At 65.0% G+C, this 18713-nt stretch carries 11 protein-coding genes, 1 tRNA gene and 2 pseudogenes; 7 read left to right on the top strand and 7 right to left on the bottom strand.

Annotated features, from left to right (window positions below; genetic code table 11):
• Positions 1 to 43: 43 nt before the first annotated feature.
• Both QP164_RS15795 and QP164_RS15790 read right to left on the bottom strand, forming a co-directional pair.
• Positions 44 to 465, bottom strand: a pseudogene (locus tag QP164_RS15795) (acyl-CoA thioesterase).
• Complete coding sequence (locus QP164_RS15790; protein ID WP_333924288.1) at positions 462 to 2501, bottom strand: S9 family peptidase; 2040 nt, start codon at positions 2499 to 2501, stop codon at positions 462 to 464. Before QP164_RS15790 ends, QP164_RS15795 begins: the two are co-directional and overlap by 4 nt.
• Before the next feature lie 641 nt (positions 2502 to 3142).
• On the opposite strand from QP164_RS15790, the gene QP164_RS15785 reads away from it, so the two are divergent.
• The 3 genes from QP164_RS15785 to clpB all read left to right on the top strand — a co-directional run bounded on the left by QP164_RS15785 (position 3143) and on the right by clpB (position 8142).
• Complete coding sequence (locus tag QP164_RS15785) at positions 3143 to 4951, top strand: aminopeptidase P family protein (RefSeq protein WP_333923744.1); 1809 nt, start codon at positions 3143 to 3145, stop codon at positions 4949 to 4951.
• 219 nt (positions 4952 to 5170) lie between these two features.
• Positions 5171 to 5245, top strand: a tRNA-Thr gene (locus QP164_RS15780).
• 317 nt (positions 5246 to 5562) lie between these two features.
• Positions 5563 to 8142, top strand: coding sequence for an ATP-dependent chaperone ClpB (clpB, locus tag QP164_RS15775; RefSeq protein ID WP_333923743.1), 2580 nt, complete (start codon positions 5563 to 5565; stop codon positions 8140 to 8142).
• A 36-nt stretch (positions 8143 to 8178) separates the two neighbouring features.
• On the opposite strand, the gene QP164_RS15770 is transcribed toward clpB, so the two are convergent.
• Positions 8179 to 9369, bottom strand: a complete 1191-nt coding sequence (locus QP164_RS15770; RefSeq protein ID WP_333923742.1) for an aspartyl/asparaginyl beta-hydroxylase domain-containing protein — start codon at positions 9367 to 9369, stop codon at positions 8179 to 8181.
• A gap of 194 nt (positions 9370 to 9563) precedes the next feature.
• On the opposite strand from QP164_RS15770, the gene QP164_RS15765 reads away from it, so the two are divergent.
• The gene (locus QP164_RS15765; protein WP_333923741.1) at positions 9564 to 10634 is read left to right on the top strand and encodes a hypothetical protein; all 1071 of its coding nucleotides are present in this window, start codon (positions 9564 to 9566) and stop codon (positions 10632 to 10634) included.
• A 47-nt stretch (positions 10635 to 10681) separates the two neighbouring features.
• Here the strand turns inward: QP164_RS15765 and QP164_RS15760 are convergent, their stop codons facing one another.
• The gene (locus tag QP164_RS15760; RefSeq protein ID WP_277984100.1) at positions 10682 to 10948 is read right to left on the bottom strand and encodes a hypothetical protein; all 267 of its coding nucleotides are present in this window, start codon (positions 10946 to 10948) and stop codon (positions 10682 to 10684) included.
• Between the two features lie 78 nt (positions 10949 to 11026).
• Here QP164_RS15760 and QP164_RS15755 point away from each other — a divergent pair, with 78 nt between their 5' ends.
• Positions 11027 to 12673 carry a tetratricopeptide repeat-containing sulfotransferase family protein gene (locus QP164_RS15755; RefSeq protein ID WP_333923740.1) on the top strand — a complete coding sequence of 549 codons (1647 nt, stop codon included), beginning with the start codon at positions 11027 to 11029 and terminating at the stop codon, positions 12671 to 12673.
• An 87-nt stretch (positions 12674 to 12760) separates the two neighbouring features.
• On the opposite strand, the gene QP164_RS15750 is transcribed toward QP164_RS15755, so the two are convergent.
• Positions 12761 to 15967 carry a TonB-dependent receptor domain-containing protein gene (locus QP164_RS15750; RefSeq protein ID WP_333923739.1) on the bottom strand — a complete coding sequence of 1069 codons (3207 nt, stop codon included), beginning with the start codon at positions 15965 to 15967 and terminating at the stop codon, positions 12761 to 12763.
• A gap of 223 nt (positions 15968 to 16190) precedes the next feature.
• Here QP164_RS15750 and QP164_RS15745 point away from each other — a divergent pair, with 223 nt between their 5' ends.
• Entirely contained in the window at positions 16191 to 16721 is a 531-nt protein-coding gene (locus tag QP164_RS15745) for a hypothetical protein (RefSeq protein ID WP_333923738.1), read from the top strand.
• Here the strand turns inward: QP164_RS15745 and QP164_RS15740 are convergent.
• Positions 16667 to 17269: a hypothetical protein gene (locus QP164_RS15740; protein WP_333923737.1), complete on the bottom strand. Its 603-nt coding sequence runs from the start codon at positions 17267 to 17269 to the stop codon at positions 16667 to 16669. The genes QP164_RS15745 and QP164_RS15740 overlap by 55 nt on opposite strands.
• On the bottom strand, positions 17266 to 17730 hold the full coding sequence (locus QP164_RS15735; protein WP_333923736.1) for a hypothetical protein: 465 nt from the start codon (positions 17728 to 17730) through the stop codon (positions 17266 to 17268). The genes QP164_RS15740 and QP164_RS15735 overlap by 4 nt, the downstream gene beginning before the upstream one ends.
• 49 nt (positions 17731 to 17779) lie before the next feature.
• Here QP164_RS15735 and QP164_RS15730 point away from each other — a divergent pair.
• Positions 17780 to 18613: pseudogene (locus QP164_RS15730) on the top strand (TauD/TfdA family dioxygenase); the annotation flags it as partial.
• Positions 18614 to 18713 lie beyond the last annotated feature (100 nt).

The raw sequence follows: 18713 nt of genomic DNA, 5'->3' as shown, positions 1-18713 counted from the left end.
CGAAACAGCCGTAACGCTTGCGGCGCTCCCCTCCACCACGCCGCTACGCGTCGCGGTCCCCCTCCCCGTTCCGGGGAGGATAAAACGGCGCCGCCACATCCTCGCGCACCCGCATCAACCGCCCGGTCCCCCGATCCAGCAAAGCCCAGGTCGTCACCGCCTGCAGCTTCACCTTCCCATCACCCCCAACAAACCGCACATGCCGGTCAAACCGAGCCCCTTCGGCGCCCCCTCGACCCAAGTCTCGCCCGTCACGGTCTCCCCAGCGACGACACTCCCGCGGTAATCGATCTCATGCCGCGTCACGACCCACACATACGCCAGCTTATGTTCGGCCGGCGCCACAGCCACCCAGTGCGCAGTCGCGATGGCCTGGATCCACTGCACCCAGACCGCATTGTTCACATGCCCAAGCTCGTCGATATCCGCGTCCTGCGCCGTGATCGAGAGCGTGAACCGGCTCACCCCGCCACGCCCAGCTGCCACAGCACGAACGCATGCTCCTCCGCGCCCTCGCGGAGCGATTCGAACCGCCCCGACTTGCCGCCATGCCCCGCGCCCATGTTGGTCTTGAGGAGCAACACATTGTCGTCGGTCTTCATCAACCGCAGCTTCGCCGCCCACTTCGCCGGCTCCCAATAGGTCACGCGCGGATCGTTCAACCCGCCGCTGATGAACATCGGCGGATAAGCCTGCGCCTTCACGTTGTCGTACGGCGAATACGACCGGATCAGCTTGAACGCAGCCTCGTCCTCGATCGGGTTCCCCCACTCCGGCCACTCGCCCGGCGTCAGCGGCAAGCTCTCGTCGAGCATCGTGTTCAGCACGTCTACGAACGGCACGTCCGCGATCACCGCGCCCCAGAGTTCGGGATCGGAGTTGACCACCGCCCCCATCAGTTCGCCACCCGCAGACCGCCCGGCAATCGCGATCTTCCCTGCCGACGTCCACTGCGCGTCGACCAGCGCCTTGGCCACATCGACGAAATCGTTGAACGTGTTCGCGCGCTTCTCCAGCTTGCCATCGAGATACCATTGCTGGCCCAGGTCATCGCCACCACGGATATGCGCGATCGCATAGGCGAACCCGCGATCGAGCAAGCTCATCCGCCCCGTCGAGAAGCCCGGCGGGATCGCATAGCCGTACGCCCCATATGCATAAAGGAACAACGGCGCCGACCCGTCGCGCACGAACCCGGCCGGATAGACGATCGACACCGGAATCTCCGTCCCGTCCCGCGCGACGATCTTGAGCCGCTCGGTCGCATATTTCGCGGCGTCATAGCCGCTCGGGATCTCCTGCACCTTGAGCATCGTCCGCTCACCGGTATCGACGTCATAGTCGTACACCGTCCCCGGCGTGACCATCGACTCATACCCAAGCCGCAATACGGTCATGTCGTATTCGGGATTGTCCCCCAGCCCGGCGACATAGCTCGCCTCGGGAAAATCGATCCGCTTGCCCTCGGTCGGCGTCTCGTATCGATGGATCGCAATCTGATCGAGCCCGTCCTCGCGCCCATCGACCACGAAGAAGTCCTGATAACACTCCACGCCGGTCATATAGAAATGCGGCGAGGCCGGGATCAGCTCGCTCCACGCATCCGGCTCCTCGACCAGCGCGGTACAAAGCCGGAAATTCGGATCGACGTCGTTGGTGTGGATGAACAGCGTCCCATCATGCTCGTCCACGTCATATTCGCGGCCCACCTTCCGCGCCGAAACGAGGATCGGCACCGCCAGAGGCTCATGCGCCGGCAGCAGATACAGTTCGCTCGTCACATGATCGCTGGTCGCAATCACGATCCACTTGCGCGAACTCGTCTCGCCGACCCCGACGCGGAAGCCCTCGTCTTCCTCGTGGAACAGCACGACGTCCTCGGAGATCGGCGTCCCCAACCGGTGGAACCGCGCATTGTCCGTCCGCCACTGCTCGTTCGCCAGCCCGTACAAAAAGCCCGCATCGTCCGCGGTCCAAACGATCTCGCTGAGCATCCCCGGAATCACGTCGGGCAGATGCTCGCCGGTATCCAGGTCCTTGACCCGAACCTCGAACCGCTCGCTGCCGTTGTCGTCGATCGCATAGGCGAGATACCGCCCGTCATTGCTGACCGAGAACGCCCCAAGCCGGAAATACTCGTGCCCCTCCGCCAGCGCCGGCTCGTCGAGCAACAGCTCGTCGTCACCGCCCGCAACAGGCTGCCGCCACCATTTCTTGTACTGCCCGCCGGTCTCGTACGCGGTCCAGTAGAGCCAATCGCCATCCTTCTGCGGCACCGAGGATTCATCCTCCTTGATGCGCGCCTTCATCTCTTCGTAGATCGTGTCGACCAGCGCGGTATGCGGCGCCATCTGCTCTTCGAAATACACATTCTCGGCAGCGAGATACGCGAGCACGTCGGCGTCATCGACTTCCGGATAGTTCGGGTCCTTCAGCCACGCATAGGGATCCTCGATCGTCACGCCATGCGTGGTGAAGCTGTGCGAGCGCTGTTCGGCGATGGGGGCGTGGTCATCCCGGTGTGTTAGCCGTGCCCGGTGTGGAAGCCAAACGCCGTGGCATCGGAGAGAACCGATCCCCACCCCACCCCACCACCCCGGCGAAGGCCGGGGCCCAACTGGAAAGGTCGAAGTAACGGCGCAAAGTCCTCCGTTACCATCGCCCCCCAATTGGGCCCCGGCCTCCGCCGGGGTGGTGCGATTGGTGCGAGCGACCGTGCACCAAACGTGTTTCCCCGCGAAGGCGGGGACCCAGTCTGGGCTCCCGCCTTCGCGGGAGAACAAGAACCGGAAACGTACGATAGCAGCTAAGAACACCACCCCGGCGAAGGCCGGGGCCCAGTTGGAAAGGTCGAAGTAACGACGCGCTGCGCTTAGTTAGCGACATCCCCCAACTGGGCCCCGGCCTCCGCCGGGGAGGTGACGAAAGTTCGCCGTAGACACAGCAACGATGTTGAGCCCCGCCCGCACCCGCTGTCCTACACATCTGCATTCTGTCACAACGCCCGGCATGAACCATGACCGCCAATCCGCGCCCATACCCATACCGTCGCGCCCGTCCCCCACGCCCACCAGGGGCAAGTATTGAAACCTCGCCAGCGTCTGCACTTTCTATACTTCACTTTTGACGAGAGACCGAACCGATGACTTCGACCGCCCGCATAGCCGACCGCCTCGCGGCCCTCCGCGCCCAGCTAACCACCGATAATCTCGACGGTTTCGTCATCCCGCTCACCGATGAACACATGAGCGAATATGTCGGCGGCTATGCGCAGCGCCTCGGCTGGCTCACCGGCTTCGGCGGCTCGGCCGGCACCGCGGTCGTCCTCGCCGACCGCGCGGCGATCTTCACCGACGGCCGCTACACGATCCAGGTCCGCGAACAGGTCGACGGCGCGCAGTGGGACTACGCCGACGTCCCCCAGACCAGCCCCGCCGCCTGGCTCGCTAAGCACGCCCCAGAAGGCGGCCGGATCGGCTACGACCCGTGGCTCCACACCGGAATTTGGGTCGCGGAAGCCTCCACAGCCCTCGCCGACCGCAACGCGACGCTGGTAGCGGTCGACACCAACCCCATCGACGCGATCTGGACCGACCGCCCCGCCCCCTCCCCCGCCAAGCTGACCGTCCAGCCCGACCAGTTCACCGGCGCCTCCTCCGCCGAAAAGCGTGCCAAGATCGCCGACTGGCTCTCCGAACAGAACGCGGACGCGGTCGTCCTCACCGCACTCGACTCCATCGCCTGGGCGCTCAACATCCGCGGCGACGACGTCGACCACACCCCCGTAGCGCTATCCTACGCGATCGTCGGCGCGGACGGCACCACCGACCTGTTCGTCGCCCCAGACAAGCTCGACGACACCGTCCGTCAACATCTCGGCAACGCGGTCCGCCTCCACGACCGCGCCGCCTTCGCCGCGACCCTCGCCACCTATGCCGGCAAGCGCGTCGCCGCCGACCCTGAGCGAGCAGTCGCGGCGATCACGCAGGCACTCCAGGCCGGCGGCGCCAAGATCCTCCCCCTGCGCGACCCAGTCGTCCTCGCAAAAGCCATCAAGAACCCGGTCGAGATCGCCGGCCACCGCGCCGCCTCCGCCCGCGACGGCGCCGCACTCGCGCGCTTCCTCCGCTGGGTCGAGAGCGAATGCGTGAAAGGCGGCCAGACCGAACTCAGCGCCGCCGCCAGGCTGCTCGCCTTCCGCGAACAGACCGGCGTCCTGAAGGACACCTCGTTCGACACGATCTCCGCCACCGGCCCGCACGGTGCGATCCCGCACTACCACGTCACGGAAGAATCGAGCGCCCCGATCGAACCCGGCCAGCTCTATTTGATCGATTCCGGCGGCCAATATGCGGACGGCACCACCGACGTCACCCGCGTCATGCCGATCGGCGAACCGACCGAAGAGATGCGCGACCGTTTCACGCGTGTCCTCAAGGGGCATATCGGCATCGCCACCGCGGTTTTCCCCGACGGCACGATGGGCGGCCAGATCGACGCCTTCGCCCGCCGTCCGCTCTGGGAAGCCGGCCTCGATTTCGGCCACGGCACCGGCCACGGTGTCGGTGCGTATCTCGCGGTCCACGAAGGCCCGCAGCGGATCGCCTCGCCAAACTACCCCGGCGGCGCGGCGATGGAGCCGCTGCGCGCCGGCATGATGCTCTCCAACGAGCCCGGCTATTACAAGGCCGGCGAATACGGCATCCGCATCGAGAACCTCATCCTGATGGAACCGCGCGAGATCCCCGGCGCCGACCGCGCAATGCTCGGTTTCGAAACGCTCACCTTCTGCCCGATCGAGCGCACACTGATCGAGCCAGCGCTGCTGACCGCGGCAGAGCGCCAATGGGTCGACGACTATCACGCGCAGGTGCTGGCGGTCCTGACCCCCGAAATGACCGACGCGGAGGATCGCGCCTGGCTCGCCGGAAAATGCGCAGCCCTTACTTGACCGGCTCGTCACCAGTCGCGGGCGCGGCGCTTACCGCACGCGCCTGCGCCTTCCGCCGTCGCAGGTTTTCCCGCAAGGCGGCGGCCATGCGCTCCGCCTTTTCGGCCGCCTTTCTATCCCGGTCATCCATAAATCCGCCCTACATCGCCGCACGATAGCTTGACAACCGCGCCGCCCTCGTCTCTTAGCCCCACTCCGCCGGCAGCGATGCCGACGAGTGCTGCCGTAGCTCAGTGGTAGAGCGCATCCTTGGTAAGGCTGAGGTCGTGAGTTCAATCCTCACCGGCAGCACCAGTTTTTTGACTTCGCTCCCGCAGCGGGCGCTCGACGAGCACCCTGCGGAGAGAACCGTCACCTTGCCACCTCATGCTCGTAAGCTCGGCATTTGGAGCCCGCCACCGGCAGAAATGCCGCTCGCGCGAGCGTTTTTAGCGTTCCTGGCTTACCCCGACCTTGTCGCCACGTAAGCACGGCACGCCTCCAGGGTAGGCCGCTCCGGTTTTATGTATCGGTTCTGATGGCACGTGCTAGCATCTCCCGAAAGCTCTTGTGTTGCTCAAATGCAACACCATCTTTTGGCCAGATACCGAACCATCCCACAGGAATTCGTCATGAACATCGACAAATTCACCGACCGCGCGAAGGGCTTCCTGCAATCCGCGCAGACCGTCGCGATCCGCATGAACCATCAGCGGATCGCGCCCGAACATCTGTTGAAGGCACTGCTGGAGGACGAGCAGGGCATGGCCGCAGGGCTGATTGCGGCCGCGGGCGGCGACGCCAAGCGCGCGACCTCGGAAACCGATCTCGCGCTGGCCAAAATTCCCGTCGTGTCCGGCTCGGGCGCGCAGACCACGCCGGGGATCGACAACGACGCGGTGCGCGTGCTCGACCAGGCCGAGCAGATCGCGAGCAAGGCGGGCGACAGTTTCGTTACCGTCGAGCGGCTGCTGGTTGCGCTCGCGCTCTCGCTCAACACCGCCGCGGGCAAGGCGTTGAAGGCCGGCGGCGTGACGCCCGAGGGGCTCAACACCGCGATCAACGCCGTCCGCCAGGGCCGTACCGCCGACACCGCGGGCGCCGAGGACCGCTATGATGCGCTTAAGAAATTCGCGCGCGACCTGACGCAGGCGGCGCGCGACGGCAAGCTCGACCCCGTCATCGGTCGCGACGAGGAGATCCGCCGCACCATCCAGATCCTCGCCCGCCGGACTAAGAACAACCCTGCGCTGATCGGCGAACCCGGCGTCGGCAAGACCGCGATCGCGGAAGGGCTGGCCCTTCGCATCGCCAATGGCGACGTGCCCGATACGCTGAAAGATCGCCGGCTGATGTCACTCGACATGGGCTCGCTGATCGCGGGTGCGAAATATCGCGGCGAGTTCGAGGAGCGGCTGAAAGGCGTGCTCGACGAGGTGAAGGCCGCCGAGGGCGACGTCATCCTGTTCATCGACGAGATGCACCAGCTGATCGGCGCGGGTAAATCCGAGGGCGCGATGGACGCGGGCAACCTGCTCAAGCCGGCCCTCGCGCGCGGCGAGTTGCACTGCGTCGGCGCGACCACGCTCGACGAGTACCGCAAATATGTCGAGAAGGACCCGGCGTTGCAGCGGCGGTTCCAGCCCGTCATGGTCGGCGAACCGACCGTCGAGGACACGATCTCGATCCTGCGCGGGCTGAAGGAGAAGTACGAGCTCCACCACGGCGTGCGGATCACCGACGGCGCGATCGTCGCCGCCTCGACGCTGTCGAACCGCTACATCACCGACCGCTTCCTCCCCGACAAGGCGATCGACCTGATGGACGAGGCCGCGTCGCGGATCCGCATGGAAGTCGAATCGAAGCCCGAAGCGCTCGAGAATCTCGACCGGCGGATCATTCAGCTCAAGATCGAACGCGAGGCGTTGAAGCGCGAGACCGATGACGCGTCGGTCGACCGCCTCGACACGCTGGAAGGCGAACTCGTCAATCTGGAGGAGCAATCCGCCGAACTGACGACGCGCTGGAAGGGCGAGAAGGACAAAATTAATGCCGAGGCGCGCCTGAAGGAACAGCTCGATGCCGCGCGGCTCGAGCTGGAACAGGCGCAGCGGTCTGGCGATCTCGCGAAAGCGGGCGAGCTTTCGTACGGCACGATTCCAGGCTTGCAGCGCCAGCTCGACGAGGCGGCGGGGGCGACCAAGGGTGCGATGTTGCGCGAGGAGGTGACCGCGGACGATATCGCCGGCGTCGTCAGCCGCTGGACCGGTATCCCGGTCGAGCGGATGCTGCAGGGAGAGCGCGACAAGCTGCTCGCGATGGAGGCGACGATCGGCAAGCGCGTGATCGGCCAAGCGCATGCGGTGAAAGCCGTGTCGACCGCGGTCCGGCGTGCGCGTGCGGGGTTGCAGGATCCGAACCGGCCGCTCGGCTCGTTCCTGTTTCTCGGACCGACCGGCGTCGGCAAGACCGAGCTGACCAAGGCGCTGGCAGAGTTCCTGTTCGACGATCCCAGCGCGATGGTCCGCATCGACATGAGCGAGTTCATGGAGAAGCACGCGGTCGCGCGGCTGATTGGTGCGCCTCCCGGCTATGTCGGGTATGAGGAGGGCGGCGTGCTGACCGAGGCGGTGCGCAGGCGTCCGTACCAGGTCATTCTGTTCGACGAGGTCGAGAAGGCGCATGGCGACGTGTTCAACGTGCTGTTGCAGGTGCTCGACGACGGGCGGCTGACCGACGGCCAAGGGCGCACGGTGGATTTCAGCAATACGCTGATCATCCTGACGTCGAACCTCGGCAGCCAGTATCTAGCGAACATGGCGGAGGGCGACGACGTGTCGTCGGTCGAGCCGCAGGTGATGGAGATCGTCCGGTCGCATTTCCGGCCGGAATTCCTCAACCGGCTCGACGAGGTGATCCTGTTCCACCGCCTCGGCCAGTCGCACATGGCACCGATCGTCGACATCCAGGTATCCCGCGTCGACAAACTGCTCGCCGACCGCAAGATCGTCCTCGACCTGACGGATGCCGCGAGAGCATGGCTCGGACGCGTCGGCTATGATCCGGTGTACGGCGCACGGCCGTTGAAGCGTGCGGTGCAGCGCTATCTCCAAGACCCGCTCGCCGACATGATCCTGCGCGGCGAGGTGAAGGACGGCTCGACCGTCAAGGTCGACGAAGGCGACGGCAAGCTGGTGCTCCAGATCGCCTAAGCGGGGCGAGAGCGGCGTTACCAACGCCGCTCTCGCTCAGTCGCCGATCTGCGCGCGAAGATCATAGCCGTTCGCGTCTGCTACAGGGAAGAACGCGCGCAGGACGTCGCGCTCCACCTCGGTGAGATACGGGTTCCAGACATCGAAGATTAGGATCGCACGCAGTTGATCGGAACGGTTCCACGCCTCGTGTTCGATCGTGTCGTCAAACGCCCACGCCTCGCCGACCCGCCATTCGCGCGTCTCACCGCCGACCCGGAACCCGCATTTGTCGGGTACGATCAGCGGCAGATGGATGATCGCGCGAACGTTGCTGACGCCGGTATGCGCGGGAAGGCGCGTGCCGGGTCGCAGCAGTGAAAAGAAAACGGAGGGTGCGCGGGCGGGCAAGTCGGCGAGCGGCAGTGCCTCGATCGCAGCGGCGGTCTGCGGACAGCGCGCGCAGGCGGCATCGTCACGAACGCCGTTTTTCCACAGGTGGAACGCACCCCAGTCGAGCCGGTTGTCGAGCGCCGACCATTTGTTCTCGGGCGTGCCTGGCTGCATCACTACATAAGGCTGGATGCCGGGTGAATCCGCCGCCAGTAGCGCCTCCATTTCGGTACGGATGATGTCGGTCTGCGCTTCGATCTGCGCGAGCCACGGAAAATGCGCGCGATCAAAGAACTCATCGGCGGGTAGGAACGGGACGTGCAGGCCGGAACAGATGTTCGTGTATATCCGCCGCCGCCCGATCAACGCGTCGATGCACCTGTCGACACGCCGCCGGTCGCCGGGTGCAATGCCGTCGCGCAACCGGGCAAGGCCAGTGTCGACCGCCTCGGCAAACGCCGCCTGCTGTCGCGCGACGAAGGCATGCGCGTGTGCCAGCATCGTATCGATCGCGGGCGTGCGGTCTTCGAGCAGCACCGACATCGCCAGGACCCCGCTCCAGCGTTCGGTGGCACGATCGTCTTCACCGCGTCGCTCGAACAATTCGGCAAGCCGTACCAACGCCATGAAATGCCGCTGGTCGATCGCCAGCGCGCCTTCCAACGCGGCTTGCTCGCCGTCGTCGTTGCCACTCTCGCGCATCGCCGTAGCCAGATTGATGTGCAGTTCGGGCGCAACCGGATCGGCGGCGATCGCCCGCCGGAACAAGGCGGCAGCTTCGATCGGTGCAGCACGCGCCAAAGCCTGTCGTCCCAGGATATTGAGCGCAAGCGGATGATCGCCGGCCGTCGCCAATACAAGGCGACATAACCGCGCCGCCTCATCGGCATTTCCCGCCCGTTGCGCCTGCCTCGCCGCACCCAGAAGAGTCTCGATCTCCCTATGGCCCCCAATTTGATTCATGCCCGCCCGTGCCCCCAAAATCGCGACCAAGCTTACCGCGATTGCACGGGTGGACAAGCGACCGTTTCGTCGCGCAGTTGGGCTATATGGTCAGTCCAACATCCCCGCAGTTTCCAACGCTTGCAGCAGCGGTAACCGCGACCGCATACGATGCCGAATGGCTGGCGCACCGCTATGACCCCGTCCAGGATGCCGTCCACCTTCTGCCGGTCTCCCGCGCCGTGCATCGCACATCGATTTTCCTGACTGAGGAACATCTGCCCGACGACCTGGACCCGCTGGTTTTACCACGCCGTGCGATCATCGCTGCGGCGCCGCCGACCGCCCCGCTCCATTTCGTGTTCCACTCGGCCTTCTGCTGTTCGACACTGGTCGCGCGGGCGTTCGACCGGCCCGGTTGGGCGATGGGACTGAAGGAGCCGACGATCCTCAACGATCTGATCGGCTGGCGGCGTCGCGGCGATAAGGGCCCCGACATGGCGACCGTACTCGACGATGTACTCACCCTGCTGGCGCGGCCGTTCGCACCGGGCGAGGCGGTGATCGTAAAGCCGTCGAATGCGATCAACGCGCTCGCCGCGCCGATCTTGACGCTGCGTCCGGAGTCGCGTGCGCTACTACTCTACGCGCCGTTGCGGACGTATCTCGGATCGGTCGCCAAGAAAGGTATCGACGGGCGACTTTGGGTGCGCGTGCTGCTGCTCGGATTGCTCGACGACAAGCTGGTCGATCTCGGCTTTGCGCCACGCGACTATCTCGGCCTGACCGACCTCCAGGTCGCCGCGGTTGGCTGGCTCGCGCAACAGATGCTGTTTGCGCGGCTGGTCGAACGGTTCGGGGCGGAGCGGGTAAGAACGCTCGACAGTGAGAGCCTAACGGGCGATCCAGTTGGGACGATGCGCCGATTGGCGACGCTGTTCGGCCTCGATCTGGATGATGCGGGTCTGCACGAGATCGTGACGGGTCCGGCGTTCACGCGCCATTCCAAGCTCCAAGCGGATTTCAGGATCGCGGATCGTGCCGAGGAGCACCGCGACGCCGCCGACACGCATGCCGACGAGATCGAAAAGGTGCTCGTCTGGGCGCAGGCGGTTGCGGCCACCGCCGGCGTAGCGATCACCCCGCCCAGCGCGCTATTCGCCATGGCGGCCGGCTGAAGGTGAACGCGGAGGTCAGACGCTCGGGGACTTGAGCGCGATCGACGTCAACCGCAGGGCTGCCCCATCGACACGTCCTTGCAGGCCGAACCCCCGCTTGATTGCCGCAGCAGATCGCGGTCGCGCTCCCATTCACGTTTGGTCTTGCAGATCCGGTAGCCATCGACCAGCGATCCGGTCCTGATAAATCTCTTGCAGATCGTCTTCGACGCTGGATCGGCGGATTTTTCACCGACGTCCTTCTGCGGCGGTGAAGCTACGGCACTGGCGGCGATCGGCATCAGCAACGCCGCGGCGACGAAGAAACGCATCATGGTCGAGTCCCTTGCATACCTGGGGGCGGTACCCCCAAGACTTGTGGCAGATCAGACGTCATTTCGAAAAGGCTAAAAATGCGACAGACGGGAAGCCGCAAACCGACCACCGCGCGCGATCCGGTATTGCGTGCGAAGATCGACCGCGCACTAGCGGGCAATGCGATCGCGCAGGCTGCAAAATTGGCCGAAACCGCGCTAGCGCGGGGCGATGTCGACCCGATGCTGCTCAATCTCGCCGCGTGGCAGCGCGAAGAGTCGGGCGATTACGCGGGCGCGCATCGCCTGCTCCGGCAGGCGCTTACGCTGGCGCCGGGGGATCCGCTGATCCTCGGCGCGATCGGCGCGGTACTGCGCAAGGAAGGTTTGCTCGACGAGGCTGCAGCGGTGCTCGACCAGGCGCTTGCAGTTGCGCCGTTTCACGCAGCGACGTGGCTCGAGCGCGGCTATGTCTACGATGCATTGCGATCCTGGGCGGACGCGAAGGTCAGTTACGCGCAGGCGCTGGCGCTCGATCCGATGCTGGCACCGGCGTTGGCCAAGCTCGCGGACGGGGCCGCGAAGGACGGCGATGCGGCAACCGGGCGCCAGCTCGCCGATCGAGCCCTGGCGATCGACCCGCGCGAGCCGACCGCGTTGTGCGCACTGGCGACGATCGACATCGAAGCGCGCGACGGGACGGCAGCGGAAGCGCGGATGACCGCCTTGCTCAAGACCGCGGTGAAGGGCGATGATCGCACCCGCGCCTTCACGCTGCTCGGCGATGCGCTCGACCGGCAGGATCGGACGCGGGACGCGTTTGCCGCCTATGGTCGCGCGCAGACGAATTTCCGGTCGATCTACACTGCACAATTGTCACCGACTGCGGACCGCCCCTCGCATCGCAGCTTTATCGAGACGATCGCGGCACAGGTTCGCGATACGCCCCCCGCCCCCCGCGCGATCGTCGAGGGTGCGGTTGCCGGTGCGGCGGCGCGACACGTGTTCCTGCTCGGCTATCCGCGGTCCGGCACGACATTGGTCGAGAACGTGCTGGCGAGCGCACCCGACGTCGTCGCGCTCGAGGAACGCGATACGCTGGTCGACACCGACGAAGTGCTGGTCGCGAACGACGGGACGATGCCGTCGCTCGATACGCTCGACCTCGCGACGATCAACGCGTTGCGCGCGGCCTATTGGCGGCGGGTGACGGCGATGGCGGGCAGCGTCGTCGGCAAGACCTTCGTCGACATGAACCCGTTCAACGGGATCAAGCTGCCGATCATCGCGCGACTATTTCCCGACGCCAAGATCCTGATCATGCGCCGCGATCCACGCGACATCGTGCTCAGCTGCTACCGGATCAACTTCACCCCGAGCACCGCCGCGTGGGCGTTCAGCGATCTGGCGGAAACCGCGCGCCATTACGATGCGCTGATGCAGTTGACCGAATTGTGCCGCGACCGCCTGCCGCTGGCGTTTCACGAGGTCCGGTACGACCGGCTGGTGACCGACTTCGAGGCGACCGTGCGCCATCTCGCCGCGTTCCTCGACCTGCCCTGGACCGAGGACTTCCGCAAATTCGATCGCACCGCGCAGACGCGTGGCGTGCGCACCGCCAGCGCGACGCAGGTGCGCCGCGGTCTGTTCGACGGACGGGGGCAATGGCGGCGTTATGCCGACAACCTCGCACCGGTGCTGCCGATCCTCGCGCCCTGGGTCGAACGCTTTGGGTTCGACGCCTGAACGGAGAGCAGGGCGAAGACCCGGGAAACGCACAAAAAAGGGGCTGGCCGAAGCCCGCCCCTTCTTCAGACGATCGGTGCGATCCGATCAGAACTTCATGCGTGCGCCGAACTGGAAGCGGCGACCGATCGCGTCATAGGTCGACGGGAACGTGTTGCCGCTGTTGAACGACGTCGAACCGATCGTGCCACCGACGATCGGAGGCGCCTTGTCGAGCAGGTTGGTGACGGTGACCGTAAAGTCGAGGTTGTCGCCAACGCCGATGCGGGTCGCCAGATCGAGGTAGTTATACGCCTTGATCTTGCTAAAATCGACGACCTCGCCAGCGAGAGCGCCCGAGCCGATCGTACCGGCGAAGGCGGTGACGCCGTCTTCGACCTTCATGCTGCCAACGTGACGCCACAGGAGCGAGATGTCCGCAGGACCGAAGGTCAGCGTGGTACGCTGGTTCCACGTGAACGCGGGCTGGAGCGAACCTGCTGCGGAGCTTGGACCTGCCGAACCCGGCGAACCGCAGTTGCTGCTGTAGAGCCCGACGCACTCGCGATACTGCGAGATCGGCGTTGCCTTGAACTTCGAGCGGTTCGTCCAGTTGCCCTGGAAGCTGAGGTTCAGCTTCGTGAAGCCGAGATCGCGGCGATAGTTCGCACCGAGATCGATACCGTCGGTCAGGATACGACCCTGGTTCGACGGCGTGAAGTTCAGACCGCCCGTCGTTGCAGGATCGCCATCGAGAGCACCCGTGACCGGGTTGCGACGGATCACCGTGCAGAGCGGGTTCGAAGCGCTGGCTGCGTTGACGTTGACGGCGCCACCGGCTGCGACGCCCTGACCGAAGCATGCATCGATCGCGTCACCAGGCAATGGCTGCGAAATCGCATTGCGGATGCTGATGTTATAGTAATCGACCGTGATCGACAGACCCGGAATGAAGTGCTTCGGCTGGATGACGACGCCGAACGTGTAGGAGTCCGAAGTTTCCGGACGCAGTGCCAGGCTGCCGGAGAACGTTGCCGCCGGCTGTCCTGCAGTCGGGTTCCGGATCAGGCCGATCGAGGCTGCCGGAGCACCCTGCCCAAGGCAGACTGCTGCCAGGTTGGCGTTCGTTGCAGGCCCAGCATACGTTGCCGTCGTGCGGCACGGATCCTGCGCCAGGTTGGTCAACCCGACGCTCGATGGCGAGAACAGCTCGGCGATGTTCGGCGCACGAACCGCACGCTGATAGTTGCCGCGCATCTTCAGGCCATCAAACGGCTCCCAGCTACCGCCGCCCTTGTAGGTGGTCGTGTTGTAGCTCGGGTTGTTATCCGCGAACACCTTGTAGTCCGAATAGCGCACGCCAGCTTCGACCGTCAGGCTGCGGAAGAACGGACGATCCGCGATCAGCGGCGCGATCAACTCGCCATAGCCTTCGACGACTTCATAACCGCCGTTGAAGTTCAGGACTGCACCACCGGCGCCGCCGAGCTCACCCGCGGTCTGCGACAGCGTATCGGCGCTCTGCGAGCCCTTGTACTTGCGATACTCGGTCCCGGCAGCGAAGCCGACCGGCTCACTCGCCAATGGCGACGAGAAACCGAAATCGCCGGTCCGCAGCGCGCGGGCCTGGGCCAGCGACGCGAACTGACGGGTCGTGCTGTCTGCCGTCAGATACCCAATCTGGTTGGGCGTGATCGAACCGTCCGCACCGAAGATGTTGAGCGGAACGCAACCGCTGCCTGCGTTGGTGCCCGCACCGCCGGCGGCGAGGACAACCGTTTGACCGCTCGCATTAACGGTCGTGACCGCAGGTGAAGCCGCGAGGCAGCTCGTCGTGTTGGTCGCGAACAATGCCGTGCGCGCACGCGACGCCAGCACGTAACCCGACTGCGTCTGGCGGTTCTCCGACTCACCATAGCCGCCCGACACATCGAGGTTGATCGAGTTCGTGATCCCGATCTTGGCGCCAGCGTGGTAATCGAAGATCTGCGTGACGAACTGCGAGAGACGCGGACCGACTTCGGTGCTGCGACGACCGATCGTCGTCGTGATCGCGCGGAAGTTCGGGTCAGAGAGGCTCGTCGCCGATGCCGCTGCGGTGCACTCGGCCGCCGTCAGCTGACGGTTGATCAAAACAGGCGTACCACCGCCCGGGAACGAATATGCCGGGTTGGCAGCGCAGAATTGCGCGCGCGCCGTTGCCGGCAGATACGGATTGCTGAGCGGGATGAGTGCGGACGTGCCGAACAGACCCGACGGTGCAATCACCGTGTTGACGGTGTTCTTCGAGAACATACCGCGCGTGTAGACTTGGACGTTGTCGGCGACATCGTAATGCGCGGCAGCGTACAGGTTGTAGCGCTTGAACGGCGTCTGGAACACGTTGTACGGATTGAAGTTGAAGCCGTCGCGCGAGGCCACATACGGACGCAACGTACCGGTCTCCGGCACGAGCGCATTCTGTGCGCTGCCAACCGTGAAGCGGCCTGGAACCGTCGTGCCCGAACCACCACGACCACCCGAGGTCGATGTGTAGTTGTTGAACGAGATGCGACGCGAACCCTGATAGATCGGGTCCGACTTCTGGTAGCCGATCGAGAGCACTGCGTTGCCCTTGTCATCAGCGAAGTTGCCGCCGATGGTCAGGTCCGCACGGGTCGACGCGCCATCGCCCTTTTCGGTGATGCCCTTGGAGAGGTTAAGCTCCATGCCCGAGAAATCGGAGCGGGTGATAAAGTTGACGACACCCGACACCGCGTCGGCGCCATAGGTCGTTGCCGCGCCGCCGGTCAGCGTGTCGACACGCTCGATCAGGGCCAGCGGGATGTTGTTCAGATCGACGCGACCGACCGTGCTCGATGGGACGATACGCGTGCCGTCGAGCAGGACGACGTTGCGGAAGTTGCCGAGACCGCGAAGATCGACGAACGACGCACCGCCGTTGCCGTTGTTGACGTTCTGGCCGATCGACGCGACGACGCCCGGAAGATCGCGGATCAGCGACTCGGCGTTGCCCGACTGACGCAGCGCGATCTCTTCCTGGCCGATCACTGCAACCGGGCTAGACGAAATCAGGTTCGGGTTACGGATCAACGTACCGGTGACGACGACTTCGCCCGTGCTGCTCGCGTCTGCGGGAGGCGCCGATTCCTGGCTCGAAATGCCAGCGGCGGGGGCCGCGGCGTCGGTGCTCTGGATGCCCGTCTTGGGCTGGCTGGCGGGATTGGCGTCCTGCGCGAAGGCGGGATTGGCAGCGATCACGGCGCCGACCAGCAAGGTCGAAGCCAACAAGCGCGAACGATATGGAGCAAGCATGAAAAGTCCCCTTTCATGATCCGTTGTCCGGACCATCTTCCGACGTTTGCCGGTTAGATGTTGCGTTGCGTAATCGAATTGCGACGGTTCGCCAACGGCGCCGTAACACTAGCGACATATTATTGCGGATTGTAGCAAGCGCGCCACACTCCCCTTCGCTCGACTTGTCGACCCAGCAGGATCGGCATAGCGTGAAGGCGAGGAAAATTGCGGGGAAAGCGGGATGACCGGACGGATTCTAATGGCGTCGATCGCCTTGATATGCTGCAGCCGCGAAGGCGCGGCACAGGAGATGTCGAGCGGTAAGGTCATGGAATCGCTGTCGCATTGCCGCGCGATTTCCAGTGCCGAATCAAGGCTTGCCTGTTTCGACTCGGCGGCGGCTGCGATCGAAACCGCGGTCAAGGCGAAGGACGTCACGATCGTAGACCGCCAGGATATCCGCAAGGCGCGGAAATCGCTGTTCGGTTTTTCGGTGCCCCATATTCCGCTGTTCGGTGGCGGCGACCGCGACGACGGCCCCAAGACCGACGACTTCACCGAGCTGAACACTACGATCGCGAGTGCACGACCGATGGAGAATGGCCGGATCGAGCTCCGGCTGGCGGACAGCGAGGCGGTCTGGATGACAACCGATCCGATGTCGTTCCCGCCAAAGGCCGGCGCCAAGGTCCGTATCCGTCAGGGTGCGATGGGCAACTACTTCATCGCGATCAACGGCGAGCGCAGCGTGCGTGGCATTCGGGTGCGCTGAACACCGCCGCGATCACGTACCCGACGGTCAAACGGCGAGCGGAATAGCTCGCAGCGTCGCCAGTGCGGACGAGGCTTCTGTCTCGCGCGCGGCGATCCAGCGTTCGGCTTCGTCGAGATCGACGGAGAGCTCGGCCTCGATATCGTTACGACGCGCCAAGCGATCGGCGTTTCCGAACGATTGTGCCGGGTTCTTCGAATAGGTCGCGAACAGCGCCCCCCGACACGGGCTTCGATCTCGCGCGGTGACAGCGGTACGCCGAAATGCGCCGCCGCCGCGGTCAGGGCGGTGGTCGGATCCGCGAAGAACGTCTCTGCATCCAGGCTGCGCGCGTTCACCATGACCCCCGCCGCGTCGGCGTATAGTTGCATCTGGGCGAGCCACAGCGCAGCCGCGCGCTGGGCATCGGAAGCATTGTGCAGCGCGCCGATTGCCCCGCCGACATGCTTGCCGAGCTGCGTCGTGACATTGCGGAGCCACGTCCGATGATTGTCGCTGCGCAGGATGGCAAACAGATACTCGCGCAACGGCAGATACAGAAAGATCATCGGCGCGCCGGGCGTTGCCGCGCTGATCCGGGGAGCAGGAAGTTGGTCGGGACGTTGCCCTTGACGATCGTTGGCAAGTCCGGGCGGTAGCGTTTCGACAGCATCGCGGTCGTCAGCGCCAGTCGTCCATCGGGTGGGCCGAAGGCGAGTTGGCGCAACGCCTGAGGCTCGCGCAACACGAGGTTCGCGTCGGCGTCATCTAGCGCACGTGCGAGCAGCGTCGATCCGCAATGCGCGACATGCATGATCCAGCCGGTCGGCAAAGACGCCGGAATGCTTTCGATCAATGCCGCAACGGGCACCCGTAGCGCACCGTCCTCGGCCGGCGAGATCCGCGCATCGAGGAAGATCGACCGGTGATAGGCGGCCCGGTCCATCGGCACGAACACGGCGGTGTCGCCGTCGAACGAATGCAGATAATGATCGGGCGAAGCGTAGAGATCGGCCAGCGTCAGGGTCATCGTCGCGGGTATAGCTCCGCTGCCGGATTGCCGCTATCCCTGCCCGGCCATGCCAAAGATCCACGCTCCCGAGCCCGGCCGCCCCTATGTGCTGGTCGAACCCGCAGACGAAGCCGGGATCCTCGATATCGACCCGGCGCAGATCGTCGCGCTCTACAAGACGCACGGCGCGCTGCTGGTGCGCGGGTTCGGCGCCGATGCCGCGCAGTTCCGGCGGTTCGCGGGCAAGTTCTGCTCGACCTCGGTGATGAACGAGAGCCCGGGGCGGCGACCGATCGAGCCTGAATTCAACATCCACACCGTTGATGGCGGGACCGGCGCGTTTTCACTGCACCCCGAATTGTCGCGCGAACCGTGGAAGCCCGACGCGGCGTTCTTCGCCTGCCTGTCGCCGCCGTCGCGTGGTGGAGAAACGCTGGTGTGCGACGGTGTCGCGCTGGTGAACGCGCTGCCCGACGCGCTGCGCCGCCTGCTCGAGGATCGACGGCTGCTGTATATCAAGCCGACCTGGCCCGAATTGCTCGACTTCTGGCTGGGCGATCCCGATCCGAGCGACGCTATGCTGGCCGCGCCGCCGCCGTCCTGCCCTTACTCGTTCCGGCGGATCGAGGGACAGGTGTTGCGGATCTTCACGCGGCCCGCACTGCACCGGCCGATGTTCATCGAAGCGCCGGCGTTCGGCAATTTCCTGCTGTTCGCGCGGTTCAACAACAACCGCCCCGATTTTCCGCTGCTCGACGACGGCTATCCGGTACCCGAGCCGTGGCTGCAGGCGATCAAGGCGGCGGGCGACAGCGTCAGCGCCGCGGTCGCCTGGCAGGCCGGCGATGTGCTGATGCTCGACAATACGCGCTTCATGCATGGGCGCAGGCCGATCCTCGACGCGAGCGAACGGCTGATCGCGACGTTCTTCGGCTATGTGAACTTTGCCGAACGCGATCCGGAGGAACCGGTCGATCCGCCGTGGCGGCGCGGCGATTTCT

This window comes from Sphingomonas sp. LR59 (assembly GCF_036855945.1).
In the GTDB taxonomy this organism is placed as follows: Bacteria; Pseudomonadota; Alphaproteobacteria; order Sphingomonadales; family Sphingomonadaceae; genus Sphingomonas.
Note: the sequence above shows the minus strand (reverse complement) of the source record. Positions and strands in the feature narration are given on the sequence as shown.

Coding starts and splice junctions, on each gene's coding strand:
- QP164_RS15785 (WP_333923744.1), top strand. CDS start 3,143: ATGACTTCGACCGCCCGCATAGCCGACCGCCTCGCGGCCCTCCGCGCC.
- clpB (WP_333923743.1), top strand. CDS start 5,563: ATGAACATCGACAAATTCACCGACCGCGCGAAGGGCTTCCTGCAATCC.
- QP164_RS15765 (WP_333923741.1), top strand. CDS start 9,564: ATGGTCAGTCCAACATCCCCGCAGTTTCCAACGCTTGCAGCAGCGGTA.
- QP164_RS15760 (WP_277984100.1), bottom strand. CDS start 10,948: ATGATGCGTTTCTTCGTCGCCGCGGCGTTGCTGATGCCGATCGCCGCC.
- QP164_RS15755 (WP_333923740.1), top strand. CDS start 11,027: ATGCGACAGACGGGAAGCCGCAAACCGACCACCGCGCGCGATCCGGTA.
- QP164_RS15750 (WP_333923739.1), bottom strand. CDS start 15,967: ATGCTTGCTCCATATCGTTCGCGCTTGTTGGCTTCGACCTTGCTGGTC.
- QP164_RS15745 (WP_333923738.1), top strand. CDS start 16,191: ATGACCGGACGGATTCTAATGGCGTCGATCGCCTTGATATGCTGCAGC.
- QP164_RS15740 (WP_333923737.1), bottom strand. CDS start 17,269: ATGATCTTTCTGTATCTGCCGTTGCGCGAGTATCTGTTTGCCATCCTG.
- QP164_RS15735 (WP_333923736.1), bottom strand. CDS start 17,730: ATGACCCTGACGCTGGCCGATCTCTACGCTTCGCCCGATCATTATCTG.